Here is a 14558-nt window from a genome sequence, read left to right as displayed (position 1 = left end):
TTTTGAGCGTTTCTTTCATATTGATCCACCGCTGCAATATAATACCATGGTACTTGTGTTAATGCTTCTGTTTTTTTATAAAGGGCCATGCGATCTTGGTATATATCACTTTTTGTTTCCTCAGCTTGAACTTCAAATGAAAAAAGAGAATAAACCAATAAAACAAATAGCATTATATATATTCGTTTAACCATCAATTTGTTTCACCTCCCAAAACACGATCTAGAATTAGCAGGACTAACAGAAAATATGTTAGTCCCTTTTTTAAATACTTATTCTTTATTATTATCTTTATCATCCTGAGGGGAGTTCTTCATTTTCTTAATGATTTCATCTTTATAATTGTCATAGTTTTTATTTTGAGTGCTTGAATTATGAAGGCTGCGTATATCATTCATTATCCCACCATCATTATTGGAAACGTGAATATCAAAATACTGCGGCATTACTGAAAGTGCTGATTTTTTTGCAATGTCTGCGGCATCCTCATCATCGATTCGATCGTTTGCTTCATAAGCAATGAGTACATCTTCGTCAGTTACAAGCGTAGCCACTTCACCAAAATCTTTATGCTGCAAAATAATTCTCGATATCATATCAGCCATTTTATTACGATCTATCGTCACGTTTTGCTTCGGTTCATTTTTCATTTGATCTTTAGTATAACTAACATATCCTAGTTTATTATCTGTATTTTGATTTGTTGATCTTTCTTGATTTCTGGTTGGATCCAATTCTTCAACTACTTTATCTCTTTTACTGTAATTATCAAAGTTACCACAGCCAGATATAACAAGGGCCATAGCAAAAATAATTAAAGCAAACAGCTTTCTTTTCATTCCTTTTCCTCCTTCAGATTTAAATCGTTACTTAGTTTCTGTAATGGTATTAAATTCATGCAAATAATTATTGGTAAGATTCCTCTGCCCCCAAATTATGTGATATGATAAATGAAAAGTTTTAACAATGAGGTGAATAGTTTGATTGAACTCAATGGCATAAATTATCAATTGATAGAAGATGTAAAAGAAGGATTTCAAGAAGATGTATTAAATGAACGTTATTCCGAAATTCTTAAGAAATATGATTTTATTGTTGGTGACTGGGGATACGATCAACTCAGATTAAAAGGATTTTATAACGATAATAATACGAAAGCAAATTACGATACAAGAATTGGAGCTTTGGACGATTATTTATATGAATACTGCAACTTTGGGTGTGCTTATTTTGTATTAAAAAAAATAGGCTAATACAAGAGCAGTAGCCATTTCTACTGCTCCTCATCTTCTGGTTTTACTTCACCTTCTTCGTCATGAAGGGGGTGGGCGCCAGGCGTTTGTCTAGGTAGATCATCATGAAGTGCTTTATAAGAATAAACATAGGCACTTTGTCTACGTTGACCTTTTTCCCATGGCGTAGACTTTCCCTCCACTGGTTCATCCTCATTGATAGGCGACCCAAATGAGCCTTCTGGATATTCTTCAGGAACTAATTCGTTTCGCATACTACGAACATTTGAGAAATCAGTATAGACCCTGCCATCTTTTTTTTCCATAAAAGTATCATCCCTTTCTACTTTTATGTTATACAAAAAGAAAAAAAACAATCGTACCATTTATTGGTGTCATTAAAATTTACAGCCATTATATGGTATGATAGTAGTGTAGAGAGAGTATTGGAGGTACTGAGATGTATTTTATTGATCGAAGCAAAATTGAAGAAATACTAAAATATATGGAAAAGTTGCTTGCAGAGTTAAATCAACAAACCTTTCCATCTTTTAAGGATAAATTAGGTTTAGAACGAATCACACATATGTTTATTGAATCAACGCTTGATGTAGGAAATATGATGATTGATGGGTTCATTATGCGTGATCCGGGTAGCTATGAAGATATTATCGACATATTAGTTGATGAGGAGGTTTTACCAGAGCAAGATAAAAACGTTTATAAAAAAGTTATACGTCTTCGTAAACAACTAGTCAGAGATTATTTAGCTATTGATCACGAAGAGTTAGCAATGATTATGCTAGAAAGTAAATCCGTTATAGAAAGATTTAGTACACACATCAGATCTTATTTGAATAATGAACTAGGCGTGGCAAATGCATTCACAAACAAATAATGATTAAGGGATGTATAGTGATGAAACTTACGACAAAACAAAAGATATTATATGTTTTAAAAAAAGACCACGATATTACAATGAATAAAATCATGAAGCACTTTACAATTTCTGAAATAGCAGTCAGAAAGCATATTCATAAATTAGAACAACAGGGCTTTATTCGTAAACATACACATAAACAGGATATCGGCCGACCGTATTATACGTATTCCCTTACAGAAAAAGGGCATAAAACGTTCCCTAACCAAGATGGAAATTTGGCACTTCAGCTTCTTCAAGATTTGGAAGGTTTACAAGGAAGTCAGGCAGTAACAGACTTATTATCGAAACGCATGGAGCGAGAAAAAAATTCCTTCCATGAAAAAATAAAAAATAAAAAATTGGATGAAAAAATTTCAAGAATTGCATGTATGCAAAACGAAAAAGGTTATATGACTGAAGTGAAAAAATCAGAAGATGGGACTTATGAAATCATATATTATAACTGTCCAGTTGCTTCGATTGCAAATTCGTATAATGAGATATGTAAAAATGATAAGCGTGTATTCGAAGAACTTTTTTCGGATTGTGAAGTTCTTTCAAGATCTTTGATTACAAAAGGTGATCCACATTGCAGGTGGACAATAAAAAAACGAACCAAAGATGATTTGCGATAAACGAATCATCCTCTTTTATTTGAGGAAAGGTTGCATGACATGAAAAAATTTAAAGGGTATTTAATTGATTTAGATGGAACAATGTATCGTGGCAGCGAGCCAATTGCTTCCGCAGCAGATTTTATTAACGCATTAAATAAAAAAAAACATTCCTTATTTGTTTTTAACCAATAATTCAACAAGTACACCAGAAAATGTTTCTGATAGGTTAAATCAAATGAATATCACGTCGACGTCTAGACATGTAATTACATCAAGTTTAGCTACAGCAAAGTTTATTAAACATCAAAAATCAGATGCAAATTGCTTCGTAATTGGCGAGGAGGGATTGTACAAAGCCTTACAGCAAGAGGGTCTAACAATTTCGGAAGAAGCATATGGAAGTGATTACGTTGTAGTTGGACTTGATCGGGGTGTTACGTATAAAAAAATCGCAGAAGCATGTATAGCAATCCGTGCTGGAGCAGAATTTATTTCTACAAATAGGGATGTGTCAATACCTACAGAACATGGACTTCTCCCGGGAAATGGAGCAATCACATCGGTAATTGAAGTTAGTACAGGTAAACACCCCATTTATATAGGGAAGCCGGAGACAATCATAATGAACGAAGCTATATCTGAATTAGGTGTAGCCAAACAAGATATCGTAATGGTAGGGGATAATTATGATACAGATATATTAGCTGGCATAAATTCAGGGATAGATACGTTAATGGTTTTCACTGGTGTAACTCCATATCATGAATATTCAAGTTTTGATAAAAAGCCGAATTATCATGTGAAAAATTTAAGTGAATGGATAGATCATATTTGAAAGCTGAACACGTCTTGCACGTTTTCAGCTTTCAAATGTTTTATTATAAAGGTTTAATGATAAAAAATGGTTTTAACACATTAATCATCTAATAATTGATCATCTGCAAATGAATGAGCTAATCTGCTTGAAGCTGCAGCTGCAATTGCTCCTACAATGTCATCGAGAAATGTATGGACTTCGCCCGTTGTTTTGTCATTTAAATGTTTTAAAATTCCTGGTTTTTGTTTATCAATATATCCATAATTTGTAAACCCTATCGAACCGTAAACATTAACGATCGAAAAGGCAATAATTTCATCAATTCCATATAAGCTTTCATCTAATTCAATTGTTTTCTGAAGCGGTTGATCCAACTTATTTTGTTCTGTTAGCATATCCAGTTGAATACCGGTTAATATAGCATTTTGGACTTCTCTTTTCGTTAAAACACGGTCTACATTATGCAAACATTCTTCCATTGTTAAATCCTCATGATATTTTGATTGTAAATAATATACTAACTCCGCAATGTGATCTAATGTGACACCACGCTCGGTTAACCATTCTCTTGCTTTAATTTCTAATTTACTTTGATTTGTATTTTTATCCATTTTTTTCACCTATACTTTCTTAAAATTTCATTCTTCTTGTTAATTTATACTAATTTCATTCATAGACTAATGTAGGATGAAGGAGGGATCATGGTGGAGGAAATGCTTAATCGTGATTATGCTGTCTATATTAGAGATAAAATAACTATAAATGGGAAATTGGGATTTATAGATAATGCGTATACTTATTTTATCATCTCATCAGAAAACAAGGAAATGATACATATGGAACAAGCAGCACTAGCTTATTTTCTGGTAGAAAAAGGCCTTTATCATACAGCGAAACCAATTCAAAATATGGATGGAAATTGGTTTACAACTTATCAAAATAAATCGTATATGGTTGTTCAAGTACAAAGTCCTCAAACAAACTATATAGAATCGCATGGTCATTCATTAGCAAATTTTCATCTTATGAATGCAGCATATCACTATGAACCACAAAATATCTCAAGCTACGGTCAATGGAAAAACTTATGGATCCATAAGCTTACGATATTTGAAAATCGAATTATCCATGAAGCAAAAAGGAAACATACCTGTTACTATCGCTTGTTGATGGACATTTTACCCTATATTATAGGAATGAGTGAAAATGCTATACAGTATATTCAAGAAACAACAGAAGATTACCGTTACGATGAAGGTGACCAAGGCACCATCACTTTTCAGCGTTATGATGACCATCTTTTAAAGCCTGTTATTTGGGTTAATGATTTAATGTATGATCATCCCACACGGGACTTAGCGGAGTATATTCGTACGAAATTATTTTTAAATCAAGCAAATAAAGAATTAAGATCGTTTATGGATGATTATCAATCATTGCGACCTTTATCCATATTTAGCTGGCGTTTATTATATGGAAGATTGATTTTTCCCATCACATTTTATGATCTAATCGAAGAAAGTTTTTTTACAGAAAAGAATGATCAAACTTATTTCACTAAAATGGAAAATTTGATCGAAAAACAATCCATTTATGAACAAAATTTAAGCTCTTTTTTCATCGAAATGGGCCTTCAGCATGAAGCTTTACACATTCCTGTGTTACACTGGTTATAATAATAGTTAATGGGGTGAAGTAAAAGGATGGAGAAACCACTTATTTATATAACCAGGAAAATACCGCAGGAAATATTAGCTCCACACGAGGCCTCCTTTACTTTCAAAATGTGGGAAGAAGAAAATACACCAGTTCCGAGGGAGGTTTTTTTGAAAGAAACTAAGCAAGCGGACGGGATAGTATGTATGTTAACTGAGCGTATTGATAAGGAATTATTAGAAAATACCCATCATTTAAAAATAATAGCCAATATGGCAGTGGGTTATGATAATATTGATATAGAAGTAGCAAAAAAGCACAATATAATCGTTACCAATACACCGGATGTACTTACTGAAACAACGGCTGATTTAACCTTTTCGCTTTTAATGGCTACAGCAAGGAGGATGACGGAGGCAAGTGATTATATTAGAGAAGATAAATGGGGTCATTGGTCTCCATTCTTACTTGCAGGTACAGACATTCATCATAAAAAACTCGGAATTGTCGGGATGGGGAGAATTGGTGAGGCCGTAGCAAAGCGAGCGAAAGGTTTTGGAATGTCCATTTTATACAACAATCGAACGAGAAAATATGAAAAAGAAAAAGAATTGAATGCGGTTTATACAGAATTTGACAATCTATTAAGTGAGGCTGATTTTATAATATCGTTAGTACCTTTAACAAATCGTACCAAACATTTATTTAATGAGCAGGCATTCCAAAAAATGAAAAAATCCGCAATATTTATTAACGTATCCCGGGGAGGTACGATGGATGAAAAAGCATTGGTTAACGCTTTAAAGAGTCAGGAAATTACTGCAGCAGGATTAGATGTGTTTGAAGATGAACCTATACCTAGTGATCATCCGCTTGTGCGTTTAGATAATGCCATATGCTTACCTCATATTGGATCAGCAAGTATCGAAACCCGGAAGGCAATGCTTCATTTATGTATGGAAAATGTTGTTTCATTTTTTGATGGTAACGGGCCAAAAACCCCCGTATTTGAATAATAGCCCTGAATAAGACCGGAACACTGATTCAGAAAACCATAAAAAAGGCAGACATGATTAACATTCCGTCTGCCCCTGCTTTAATAAAATTAAAATACTTGTTCAATTTCAGTAACTCCAGGAACCTCAGCCATTAATGCGCGCTCAATTCCAGCTTTTAATGTGATTGCAGAACTTGGGCAGTTACCACAAGCGCCCATAAGTCGAAGTAGGACAATACCGTTCTCATCAACATCAACAAGTTCCACATCACCACCATCACGTAGTAAAAATGGGCGTAATTTACTTAAAACTTCTTGTACTTGTTCATGCATTATCGATCCACCCCTTTCTATATCATTATTATATGATGAATGTAAGAAAAAATCTATTGATAAATTTAGGAACTATTCAATTACCTTTATTTTATCTTTAAAAAAATGTTTTGTAAAATAAAAAGAACAATAATAAATATCGGTAGGAGGAGAGGAAATGGTAAAGAAGAAGGTAACAATAACAGTTTATGGAGCGGAACAAATTTGTGCTAGTTGTGTTGGAGCACCAGGATCAAAGGATACTTATGAATGGCTGCAGGCTGCAATTGGAAGAAAATATATTGATGATTCCATACAATATAAGTATATCGATATTAATGAGTCACAGAGTAATGAAAAACATCAACAATTTATAGAAAAAATTTTTGATGAGGATTTATTTTATCCAATTGTCTTGGTAAATGATGAAATCGTTGCAGAAGGGATCCCGCGTTTAAAAACCATTTATGAAGCATTAGATAAAAATGATGTAGCGTTACAGGTATAAACGAAATGATTGCATCATGCTACCCCTTTTTTGTATACTAATAGTAGTACTTAACATGATTCCATCATAAATCAGAGGAGGAGCATATAATGGTAATTTCAATTACTGATAAAGCTTGTGATCAGATAAAAGAGATGATGAAAGAAGAAACAGCTGATGCTCGCCTGCGCTTTGGAGTTAAAGGTGGAGGATGTAGCGGATTATCCTATTCGTTAGGATTTGATTATGAAATAAATGAAGAGCTGGATATGGTTGAGAAAATTAATGATATACCGGTAGTCATTTTTAAACAGGATATACCGATTATCGAAGGGACTACGATTGATTTTAAACAAAACATGATGGGTGGCGGATTTAGTATTGATAATCCAAACGCTATTGTGTCATGTGGCTGTGGATCTTCTTTTCGAGCTGAGGGCCGTGAGGGAACTGCAGAAAAATGCTAAAAAGCTAGGACACGAATTGTTCTAGCTTTTTTATTTCCTGAATTTATTCGGTTCTATTCATTAAAACATACTTGTTGAGTGTTTAGGTTGTATACGGGCAGATGGATCAATATACTGCTTAGCATTATTTACTGCTGTTGGACCCTCACCAAAACCAGTAGCTATTAACTTTACTTTCCCAGGATAGGTGGTAATGTCACCAGCGGCATATATACCAGGTATATTTGTTTCCATTTTGGTATTAACGATAATGCTATTTTTTTCGATTTCTAATCCCCAGTCTTTGATTGCACCCAAGGTAGAGACAAAACCATAATTACATAAAATAGAGTCGACTTCCAGCTCAATTTGGTTTTCACCTTTGACTTCCTGTAATGTTACTTTATCAATTTTGGTATCTCCAGTTATTTCTTTAGGTGTAAAAGGTGTTAATATATTAACATTGGAAGCTTTTAATTTTTCTACACTATGTTCATGGGCTCTGAATTTATCGCGTCGATGAACTAAAGTCACTTGTTTTGCGATAGGTTCAAGCATTAGTGCCCAATCTACAGCGGAATCACCGCCACCTAATAATAAGACATGCTGATCTTTATATTGATTCATATCATTTACATAATAATGGAGGTTAACCCCTTCAAATTGTTCACAATCCCCAACATTCAGGCGGCGAGGCTGAAAAGCTCCATTCCCTGCAGTAATAATGATTGTTTTAGTATAGTGCACTTCCTCGTTGGATGTCAGTTTAAATGTATTGTCCTCTAGCCGTTCTACTTTTTCAACGGATTGGTTTAAAACGATGGTTGGATCGAATAGCTTCGTCTGTTCTTCTAAATTATCTACTAAATCTTGGGCACGGATTTTTGGAAATCCGGCAACATCGTATATATATTTTTCCGGATACAAGGCTGTTAGTTGCCCTCCAGTATGTGGCAAACTCTCAATTATTTTAACGCTTGCCTGGCGCATTCCACCATAGAATGCAGTAAATAGACCAGCCGGTCCTGCTCCAATGATAGTTATATCATAAACTTTATTTTCCATAATCAATTTCCTCCGTTTCTCTACAACAAATTGTACATTATTTTTATCTTATCATAAATAGATATGTCTCGAGTGTTATTTCGTACGTATAATTCAAAAATTTTTCAAGAAAAAGGTGCAATGATAGGGTTGAAAATTTGAATGAAAAAGACTACTATAATCAATGGATTATATATTACAATCATGTAACAAAGATATAAAAGTTTAATAATAATAAATATAAACCTTAGTGAAATAAATCACACATTAGCTTTTATCAATAATGGATTGAAATTAACAAAAAATGGGTGGTAAAAACATGAAAAAGCCAAATATCGTAATCTTGGGGGCGGGTTATGGTGGAATGATGACTGCAGTGAACCTGCAAAAAGCAATAGGCTTAAATGATGCAACGATTACACTGGTAAATAAAAATGATTATCATTATCAGACAATATGGTTACATGAAAATGCTGCAGGTACTTTAGAACAAGAAAGATCGCGAATTGATATTAAAAACATATTAAATATGCAAAAAATCAAGTTTATTAAGGACACAGTTGTTTCTATCAAACCAAAAAATCACAAAGTTAAACTAGAAGACGGTGAAATAGACTATGATTATCTTGTTATTGGGTTAGGATTTGAAGCGGCAACATACGGAATTACAGGACTGAAAGAAAACGGGCTTATGATCAATGACCTTAGCAGCGCTCGTTTAATTAGAGAGCACATTGAATATAATTTCGCGATGTATAATCAAGAAAAAGATAAGGACCAAGCACATCTCAACATTGTTATTTGCGGAGGTGGGGTTACAGGGATCGAATTCGCAGGAGAATTAGTTGATCGGATTCCTAACCTTTGTGCGGAATTTGATATAAACAAACCTCAGGTTCGTGTTGTTATGATAGAAGAAGCATCAACAATTTTACCTGGATTTGATCAACAGCTTATTGATTATACGATGAATTCTTTGGAATCTCGCGGTGTAGAAATAATAACAGAGGCAAAGGTAAAGGAATGTACATCAGCAAGTATTGTTTATAAAAAAGATGGAGAGCAAATAGAAATTCCAACATTCACAACGATTTCGGCTGCAGGAATCCGGGCGAATAGGATTGTGGAACAATCAGGTTTTAAAATGAATGCTGGTAAAATTGAAGTGCGTCAGGATATGCGAACCTTAGAATATAACAATGTGTTTGTGGTAGGAGACTGTGCTTTAACCTCGGAAAATAATCCGGAGAATCTCTTATCCCCAACAGCTCAAATAGCTATACAACAAGCTGAAACAGTTGCACATAATTTAAAAACACTTATTAAAGGCAAGGGAAAAATAGTTGATTTTCAACCAAGAACGATAGGAACAGTTGCATCTTTAGGTAACGATGATGCTGTAGGTATATTTATGAAAGATCGCAAACTATTTGGGTGGAAGGCAACAGTTATGGAAAAAATAATTGATAATCATTATCTATATAAATTGGGCGGAGTTAAACTAATGATTAAAAAAGGAAAGTTTAATTTTTTCTATTGAAAAAAGAGCAAAGGCAGTTTATTGTCTTTGCTTTTTCATGTTTATATTATAAAATGGAATTTGTGTTTAAGAACGTGAATTCAGAAAGGAGATGACGTGATGATCCAACTAATAGTTTCTATTCTATTGTTTTTGGTTATATTTTTTGGCCTTGCTTTTATTTTGAATATGTTATTAAGACGCACATGGCTTATGACACTGATTTATCCAATTATCGTTCTTATGATTGTTGATAATATTTCTACAATTGAATACTTTAAAAACCCGGCAGCATCATTTTCTACTGCGTTTTCAAATCTAATGAATGTTACCCTGGTTGATATTATTATTTTGATTTCTGGATTTGTTGGTACGATTATTTCTGGGATAGTCATAAAAATATTACGTAAAAGTGGTTATCAAATGTTTTAAACCATTTCTAAATAAGAAAATGAATAAAAACGTTCCAGATGGGAAAGGATGACATCCAAGAGAGGTGTTATCAATGAAGCAACTTTTTCGCAGACTGGAATGATACTTTTATTCTTAGGAGCACTTTACACAACGGTAAGTTCAATTTCTAATGTCACATTTGCAGACGTACGAAATGCGTATCAAAATGATAAGTATATTTACGAAACCTCATATTCAGAACTAGAAGGTAGACAAATAGCATTAAAGAAAAAAGCATTAAATAATATGGTAGAACAAAATAGGTATATTTCGAGTGAAAAAGAAGAAGAAAAAAAATCGCTGGATGAAGTAGTCAACAAGGAGCAACTCCCAAGTGATACAGTATTGGCAACAGGATATACTGCAGGTATGGAATCTACTGGGAAAAATCCGGATCATCCGGAATATGGAATTACATATTCTGGTGTTAAGGTAAAAAGAGACTTATATTCTACAATAGCAGCGGATTTAAGTGTATATCCGGTAGGAACTATTTTATACATTCCAGATTATGGATATGGTGTAGTAGCAGACAAGGGAAGCGCCATCACCGGGAATAAAATTGATTTATATTATCCATCAGTAGATAAAGTATATTCGGAGTGGGGCAAAAAAGAAGTTGAAGTTTATGTAGTTGAGTATGGGGATGGAAATTTGACAGAAGAGGAACTTACAAAGCTAAATGAGAATGCTGCAATGCAAGTATTTCGAGAACAAATTACAAATGAATGAATTAACATAGACTCACTGCAATCGAATGCAGTGAGTTGTTTCATTTTAAAGTAAAAAATACAGTAAAAAGGTGATGCCTACGCCCGATAATCCTCCAAAAAATACTTCAATTGGCTGGTGGCCTAATAGCTCTTTTAGTTCTTCTTGTTTCGTAAACTTCTCTTTTTTATTCCATTGTTTTGCTTCATCGACAAAGTATTGAAAGTCTTTTAATAATTGATTTATTACGATAGCCTGCTCACCTGCTTGTCTTCGAACACCTGAAGCATCAAACATGATGATAATGCTAAAGACAAAGGAGACAGCAAATGTCATTGATGTGATACCATCTACTATTCCAACTCCTGTCGTTAATGCACAAACTGCAGCAGAATGACTGCTTGGCATACCTCCCGTGCTAAATGCTAAATTGAGATTTAACTCTTTGGTGATGAAAAATTGAATAGGGATTTTTATTATTTGTGCAAGCATAATTGCAATTAATGCAGCTACTAAAGGTAAATTAAACATCACTCTATTCCTTTCATTTAAGTCCTTTATCAAATCTATTCCCTATTTGGTTTATAATTAGTATGAAATGAGCTTATTCGTATAAGTGATTAAAAAAAGTCGTTAAAAAAGTTCTTTCAATACCTTACATGGTTATTTGAAAGAACAGATTTATCTAAATAATTATTATTTAATTGCTGTTTCAAGAGCTATTTCCATCATTTCATTAAATGTAGTTTGCCGCTCTTTTGCGGATGTTTCCTCTCCCGTCAAGACGTGGTCTGAAACAGTTAAAATAGAAAGTGCTTGACGGTCAAATTTTGCAGCCAACGTATATAAAGCAGTAGTTTCCATTTCAATTGCTAATACTTTATATTTGGCTAGTAATTCATTCACCTCTTTTGCGTTATCCCGATAAAAATTGTCGCTCGTAAACACATTTCCAACACGTAATGTCATACCTTTATTAACGCCTACATCATAGGCATTTTTGAGTAGATCAAAATCAGCTAACGGAGCATAATCAATTCTATTAAAAATCATGCGGTTCATTTGTGAGTCAGTTGTAGAACCTTGAGCTAAAATAACATCCCGAACTTTTACGTCTTTTTGAATAGCTCCACATGTTCCTACTCGAATGAGTTTTTGAACGTTATAGCTTTGAATCAGTTCATTAACATAAATAGAAATTGACGGTACTCCCATGCCTGTACCTTGTACAGATATACGTTCCCCTTTATAGGTTCCAGTATATCCGTACATCCCACGTACTTTATTGTACTGGACGACATTTTCTAAAAAAGTATCAGCAATAAACTTTGCCCGCAGCGGATCCCCAGGCAATAAAATTTTATCTGCTATTTCTCCTTGATTGGCACCAATATGTACACTCATGTTTTTCCTCCTCAAAAAACGCTTAAAATAACGGTATCATAACAGACATCCAAAGACAAACTTTCGTTATAAATAAAATAATAAAAGCCTTTCTAGTTTCATAAATAATTGTTATTATATATAATGTTATTAGTTCATTTGTTTATAATATTGGTTATAATGATCAGTAGAAAATAAATGTAATTATGAACAACTGTATGGTAAATATAGTGGAGAAAGGTAGGATTTTTATTAATGAAGGAAAAAACATTTACAATCACAGCTGATACAGGAGTCCATGCGCGTCCTGCTACATTATTGGTGAATAAAGCAGGGCAATTTGAGTCTGAGGTTGAAATTTCTTATAATGATAAAACAGTTAATTTAAAATCAATTATGGGTGTCATGTCCTTGGGGATTCCAAAAGGGGCAGAAATTAAAATAACTACATCAGGAAATGATGAGGAAGAAGCACTCTCGGGTGTTGAATCAGTAATTAAAGAACATTTAGGAGAATAAAGGAGTCATAAGGGTCAGTTCCCAATAGACGGGTCTGACCCTTTCTTCTAATAATAACTTTTTTTATAATAATGTTCCTCTAGTCCTTTTAGGCGTTCTAAGGCTTTCTTATTAAATGCTGTATCTTTTGCCTTTAGTTTGTTCTTAGAAGTTTCCACTGCTTCTTTTATAGAAGTATTGTAATTAGGAATTTCATCGTCGAAAGGGTAGACAACTGCCTTTTGAACATTCATTTTCTCTCGAAATGCTAGTGCTTTTCGTTCATGAAATAACACTCCTGGTTCATCTACTTTTCCTGGGTGATGGAGATCACCTTGCATTGGATGTTTTTGCACTGCTAGCACTTTCACCAAAAACCTTTCTCCACGATCCTCTACGACTTTCCCAATATAAATACCTGAGTTGTAATGGGCACGAACTGTATCCCCGACTTTTATTTCTGACATTTTGGCAACCTCCTTTTCTTTATTGTGCCAAAAAAATAACAAATTAGCGAATTATTTGAAGAGATGTTTAGGAACTATAGAGAATTTGCTATAATTAAAAAAGAAAGGGGCAGCGATTATGGAGTTTTTATACTTTCCTGAAGATAAAACGGAATATATTCCAGCTGTGATCATGCTAGTTATATTCATGATTGGTGCAGCGGTGGCGATGTATTTAATCTATCGGAAATCAAAAAAAGACGAAAGTCGATTTGAACAAGAATATAATCTTTCCAAACGTGAGGATCATAAATCGAATGGGCACAACTAACCCTCCTTAGCAATTTAAAAGCTAAGGAGGTTTTTTATTGGATTCGTTTATTTTGCTTATTTTTGTGGATACTAATAATTAGTATATACGAAAGTAAGGAGAAAACGAAATGCGCTTATTATTTATTCTTTTATTGGTTCTATTGACAGCTTGTCAAACAAATGAACCTTCCGTAAGGGAAATTGATATGTATAACACTGATAGTGATATGGTAGGTACTGCTACATTTAGTGAACATCCAGATGGAGTGCAAATAGAGGTGAAAGTAGAGGGGTTAACCCCGGGATTGCATGGAATACATCTCCACGAAAATCCAACTTGTAAAGGAGAAGATTTTAAAAGCGCAGGAAACCATTTCAATCCAGAGGGAAAAAAGCATGGGTTAATGAACCCGGATGGGAATCATTTAGGTGACTTACCTAATGTCGAAGCTGACAGTAGCGGAGCAGTAGACACTGAACTGATGTTAGCAGATGCAACCCTCCTTGAAGGGAAAAAATCTATTTTAAGTGAAGAAGGCACATCCTTAGTTATTCATAAAGATCAAGATGATGGGGTAACACAACCAGGTGGAGATTCGGGAGCGCGTATTATGTGTGGTGAATTAAAAGCCGACCTGATAAAGAAGAAGAGGAACAATCAACAGATCCTACGGAAATAAAGGGAAAAGAAGATGATAAAGAGAAG

At 34.0% G+C, this 14558-nt stretch carries 21 protein-coding genes and 2 pseudogenes; 14 read left to right on the top strand and 9 right to left on the bottom strand.

Annotated elements, in window-relative coordinates:
• Both GZ63_RS0112230 and GZ63_RS0112225 read right to left on the bottom strand, forming a co-directional pair.
• Positions 1–194 (bottom strand): annotated as a pseudogene (locus GZ63_RS0112230) (peptidase M23); the annotation flags it as partial.
• Positions 195–272: 78 nt separating this feature from the next.
• The gene (locus GZ63_RS0112225) at positions 273–839 is read right to left on the bottom strand and encodes a YhcN/YlaJ family sporulation lipoprotein (protein WP_029269947.1); all 567 of its coding nucleotides are present in this window, start codon (positions 837–839) and stop codon (positions 273–275) included.
• 141 nt (positions 840–980) lie between these two features.
• Here GZ63_RS0112225 and GZ63_RS0112220 point away from each other — a divergent pair, with 141 nt between their 5' ends.
• Entirely contained in the window at positions 981–1253 is a 273-nt protein-coding gene (locus GZ63_RS0112220) for a YutD family protein (RefSeq protein ID WP_029269945.1), read from the top strand.
• 20 nt (positions 1254–1273) lie between these two features.
• Here the strand turns inward: GZ63_RS0112220 and GZ63_RS0112215 are convergent, their stop codons facing one another.
• Entirely contained in the window at positions 1274–1558 is a 285-nt protein-coding gene (locus GZ63_RS0112215; RefSeq protein WP_029269943.1) for a hypothetical protein, read from the bottom strand.
• A 134-nt stretch (positions 1559–1692) separates the two neighbouring features.
• Between GZ63_RS0112215 and GZ63_RS0112210 the strand changes: the two genes are divergently transcribed.
• The 3 genes and pseudogenes from GZ63_RS0112210 (at position 1693) to GZ63_RS16785 (ending at position 3606) form a co-directional block, all read left to right on the top strand.
• A complete protein-coding gene (locus tag GZ63_RS0112210; RefSeq protein WP_029269941.1) occupies positions 1693–2130 on the top strand; it encodes a DUF86 domain-containing protein in 438 nt (145 codons plus the stop codon).
• Positions 2131–2150: 20 nt separating this feature from the next.
• Positions 2151–2789: a helix-turn-helix transcriptional regulator gene (locus GZ63_RS0112205; protein ID WP_029269939.1), complete on the top strand. Its 639-nt coding sequence runs from the start codon at positions 2151–2153 to the stop codon at positions 2787–2789.
• Between the two features lie 39 nt (positions 2790–2828).
• Positions 2829–3606: pseudogene (locus GZ63_RS16785) on the top strand (TIGR01457 family HAD-type hydrolase).
• 80 nt (positions 3607–3686) lie between these two features.
• Here the strand turns inward: GZ63_RS16785 and GZ63_RS0112195 are convergent.
• Complete coding sequence (locus tag GZ63_RS0112195) at positions 3687–4199, bottom strand: phosphatidylglycerophosphatase A family protein (RefSeq protein WP_029269937.1); 513 nt, start codon at positions 4197–4199, stop codon at positions 3687–3689.
• A 102-nt stretch (positions 4200–4301) separates the two neighbouring features.
• Here GZ63_RS0112195 and GZ63_RS0112190 point away from each other — a divergent pair, with 102 nt between their 5' ends.
• The gene (locus GZ63_RS0112190) at positions 4302–5264 is read left to right on the top strand and encodes a protein kinase family protein (protein WP_051681488.1); all 963 of its coding nucleotides are present in this window, start codon (positions 4302–4304) and stop codon (positions 5262–5264) included.
• Positions 5265–5291: 27 nt separating this feature from the next.
• Positions 5292–6260, top strand: a complete 969-nt coding sequence (locus tag GZ63_RS0112185; protein WP_029269933.1) for a 2-hydroxyacid dehydrogenase — start codon at positions 5292–5294, stop codon at positions 6258–6260.
• 89 nt (positions 6261–6349) lie between these two features.
• On the opposite strand, the gene GZ63_RS0112180 is transcribed toward GZ63_RS0112185, so the two are convergent.
• On the bottom strand, positions 6350–6574 hold the full coding sequence (locus GZ63_RS0112180; protein WP_029269931.1) for a NifU family protein: 225 nt from the start codon (positions 6572–6574) through the stop codon (positions 6350–6352).
• A 157-nt stretch (positions 6575–6731) separates the two neighbouring features.
• Between GZ63_RS0112180 and GZ63_RS0112175 the strand changes: the two genes are divergently transcribed.
• Positions 6732–7061 (top strand): YuzD family protein, encoded by a 330-nt coding sequence (locus tag GZ63_RS0112175; protein ID WP_029269929.1) that lies wholly within the window; start codon positions 6732–6734, stop codon positions 7059–7061.
• Between the two features lie 89 nt (positions 7062–7150).
• Positions 7151–7507 (top strand): HesB/IscA family protein, encoded by a 357-nt coding sequence (locus GZ63_RS0112170; protein ID WP_029269927.1) that lies wholly within the window; start codon positions 7151–7153, stop codon positions 7505–7507.
• A 60-nt stretch (positions 7508–7567) separates the two neighbouring features.
• Here GZ63_RS0112170 and GZ63_RS0112165 read toward each other — a convergent pair whose 3' ends face one another.
• Positions 7568–8551, bottom strand: coding sequence for an NAD(P)/FAD-dependent oxidoreductase (locus GZ63_RS0112165; protein WP_029269925.1), 984 nt, complete (start codon positions 8549–8551; stop codon positions 7568–7570).
• Between the two features lie 298 nt (positions 8552–8849).
• On the opposite strand from GZ63_RS0112165, the gene GZ63_RS0112160 reads away from it, so the two are divergent.
• The 3 genes from GZ63_RS0112160 to GZ63_RS0112150 all read left to right on the top strand — a co-directional run bounded on the left by GZ63_RS0112160 (position 8850) and on the right by GZ63_RS0112150 (position 11234).
• Complete coding sequence (locus GZ63_RS0112160; protein WP_029269923.1) at positions 8850–10070, top strand: NAD(P)/FAD-dependent oxidoreductase; 1221 nt, start codon at positions 8850–8852, stop codon at positions 10068–10070.
• A gap of 99 nt (positions 10071–10169) precedes the next feature.
• The gene (locus GZ63_RS0112155) at positions 10170–10481 is read left to right on the top strand and encodes a YuiB family protein (protein WP_029269921.1); all 312 of its coding nucleotides are present in this window, start codon (positions 10170–10172) and stop codon (positions 10479–10481) included.
• Between the two features lie 48 nt (positions 10482–10529).
• Positions 10530–11234, top strand: coding sequence for a 3D domain-containing protein (locus tag GZ63_RS0112150; protein WP_226374405.1), 705 nt, complete (start codon positions 10530–10532; stop codon positions 11232–11234).
• Between the two features lie 45 nt (positions 11235–11279).
• Here GZ63_RS0112150 and GZ63_RS0112145 read toward each other — a convergent pair whose 3' ends face one another.
• Entirely contained in the window at positions 11280–11744 is a 465-nt protein-coding gene (locus tag GZ63_RS0112145) for a divergent PAP2 family protein (protein WP_029269917.1), read from the bottom strand.
• Between the two features lie 165 nt (positions 11745–11909).
• Positions 11910–12617 carry a purine-nucleoside phosphorylase gene (gene deoD / locus GZ63_RS0112140; RefSeq protein WP_029269915.1) on the bottom strand — a complete coding sequence of 236 codons (708 nt, stop codon included), beginning with the start codon at positions 12615–12617 and terminating at the stop codon, positions 11910–11912.
• A gap of 234 nt (positions 12618–12851) precedes the next feature.
• Between deoD and GZ63_RS0112135 the strand changes: the two genes are divergently transcribed.
• Positions 12852–13115: a phosphocarrier protein HPr gene (locus tag GZ63_RS0112135; RefSeq protein ID WP_029269913.1), complete on the top strand. Its 264-nt coding sequence runs from the start codon at positions 12852–12854 to the stop codon at positions 13113–13115.
• 47 nt (positions 13116–13162) lie between these two features.
• On the opposite strand, the gene kapB is transcribed toward GZ63_RS0112135, so the two are convergent.
• The gene (gene kapB / locus GZ63_RS0112130; protein ID WP_029269912.1) at positions 13163–13561 is read right to left on the bottom strand and encodes a sporulation phosphorelay system protein KapB; all 399 of its coding nucleotides are present in this window, start codon (positions 13559–13561) and stop codon (positions 13163–13165) included.
• 118 nt (positions 13562–13679) lie between these two features.
• Between kapB and GZ63_RS0112125 the strand changes: the two genes are divergently transcribed.
• A complete protein-coding gene (locus GZ63_RS0112125; protein ID WP_226981262.1) occupies positions 13680–13871 on the top strand; it encodes a hypothetical protein in 192 nt (63 codons plus the stop codon).
• Positions 13872–13980: 109 nt separating this feature from the next.
• Positions 13981–14532 (top strand): superoxide dismutase family protein, encoded by a 552-nt coding sequence (locus tag GZ63_RS16780; protein ID WP_318842384.1) that lies wholly within the window; start codon positions 13981–13983, stop codon positions 14530–14532.
• Positions 14533–14558: the final 26 nt, after the last annotated feature.

The organism is Virgibacillus alimentarius (assembly GCF_000709085.1).
GTDB lineage: Bacteria > Bacillota > Bacilli > Bacillales > Amphibacillaceae > Virgibacillus_B > Virgibacillus_B alimentarius.
The sequence above is the reverse complement of the archived record's forward strand: the minus strand, read 5'-3'. Positions and strand labels throughout refer to the sequence as shown.

What these genes read in the sequence shown, in the direction of transcription:
- GZ63_RS0112175 (WP_029269929.1), top strand. Translation starts at nt 6,732, where the DNA reads ATGGTAAAGAAGAAGGTAACAATAACAGTTTATGGAGCGGAACAAATT.
- GZ63_RS0112225 (WP_029269947.1), bottom strand. Translation starts at nt 839, where the DNA reads ATGAAAAGAAAGCTGTTTGCTTTAATTATTTTTGCTATGGCCCTTGTT.
- GZ63_RS0112160 (WP_029269923.1), top strand. Translation starts at nt 8,850, where the DNA reads ATGAAAAAGCCAAATATCGTAATCTTGGGGGCGGGTTATGGTGGAATG.
- GZ63_RS0112205 (WP_029269939.1), top strand. Translation starts at nt 2,151, where the DNA reads ATGAAACTTACGACAAAACAAAAGATATTATATGTTTTAAAAAAAGAC.
- GZ63_RS16780 (WP_318842384.1), top strand. Translation starts at nt 13,981, where the DNA reads ATGCGCTTATTATTTATTCTTTTATTGGTTCTATTGACAGCTTGTCAA.
- GZ63_RS0112155 (WP_029269921.1), top strand. Translation starts at nt 10,170, where the DNA reads ATGATCCAACTAATAGTTTCTATTCTATTGTTTTTGGTTATATTTTTT.
- GZ63_RS0112180 (WP_029269931.1), bottom strand. Translation starts at nt 6,574, where the DNA reads ATGCATGAACAAGTACAAGAAGTTTTAAGTAAATTACGCCCATTTTTA.
- GZ63_RS0112170 (WP_029269927.1), top strand. Translation starts at nt 7,151, where the DNA reads ATGGTAATTTCAATTACTGATAAAGCTTGTGATCAGATAAAAGAGATG.
- GZ63_RS0112150 (WP_226374405.1), top strand. Translation starts at nt 10,530, where the DNA reads ATGACATCCAAGAGAGGTGTTATCAATGAAGCAACTTTTTCGCAGACT.
- GZ63_RS0112210 (WP_029269941.1), top strand. Translation starts at nt 1,693, where the DNA reads ATGTATTTTATTGATCGAAGCAAAATTGAAGAAATACTAAAATATATG.
- GZ63_RS0112195 (WP_029269937.1), bottom strand. Translation starts at nt 4,199, where the DNA reads ATGGATAAAAATACAAATCAAAGTAAATTAGAAATTAAAGCAAGAGAA.
- GZ63_RS0112125 (WP_226981262.1), top strand. Translation starts at nt 13,680, where the DNA reads ATGGAGTTTTTATACTTTCCTGAAGATAAAACGGAATATATTCCAGCT.
- GZ63_RS0112135 (WP_029269913.1), top strand. Translation starts at nt 12,852, where the DNA reads ATGAAGGAAAAAACATTTACAATCACAGCTGATACAGGAGTCCATGCG.
- GZ63_RS0112215 (WP_029269943.1), bottom strand. Translation starts at nt 1,558, where the DNA reads ATGGAAAAAAAAGATGGCAGGGTCTATACTGATTTCTCAAATGTTCGT.
- GZ63_RS0112190 (WP_051681488.1), top strand. Translation starts at nt 4,302, where the DNA reads ATGCTTAATCGTGATTATGCTGTCTATATTAGAGATAAAATAACTATA.
- GZ63_RS0112145 (WP_029269917.1), bottom strand. Translation starts at nt 11,744, where the DNA reads ATGTTTAATTTACCTTTAGTAGCTGCATTAATTGCAATTATGCTTGCA.
- GZ63_RS0112185 (WP_029269933.1), top strand. Translation starts at nt 5,292, where the DNA reads ATGGAGAAACCACTTATTTATATAACCAGGAAAATACCGCAGGAAATA.
- GZ63_RS0112165 (WP_029269925.1), bottom strand. Translation starts at nt 8,551, where the DNA reads ATGGAAAATAAAGTTTATGATATAACTATCATTGGAGCAGGACCGGCT.
- kapB (WP_029269912.1), bottom strand. Translation starts at nt 13,561, where the DNA reads ATGTCAGAAATAAAAGTCGGGGATACAGTTCGTGCCCATTACAACTCA.
- deoD (WP_029269915.1), bottom strand. Translation starts at nt 12,617, where the DNA reads ATGAGTGTACATATTGGTGCCAATCAAGGAGAAATAGCAGATAAAATT.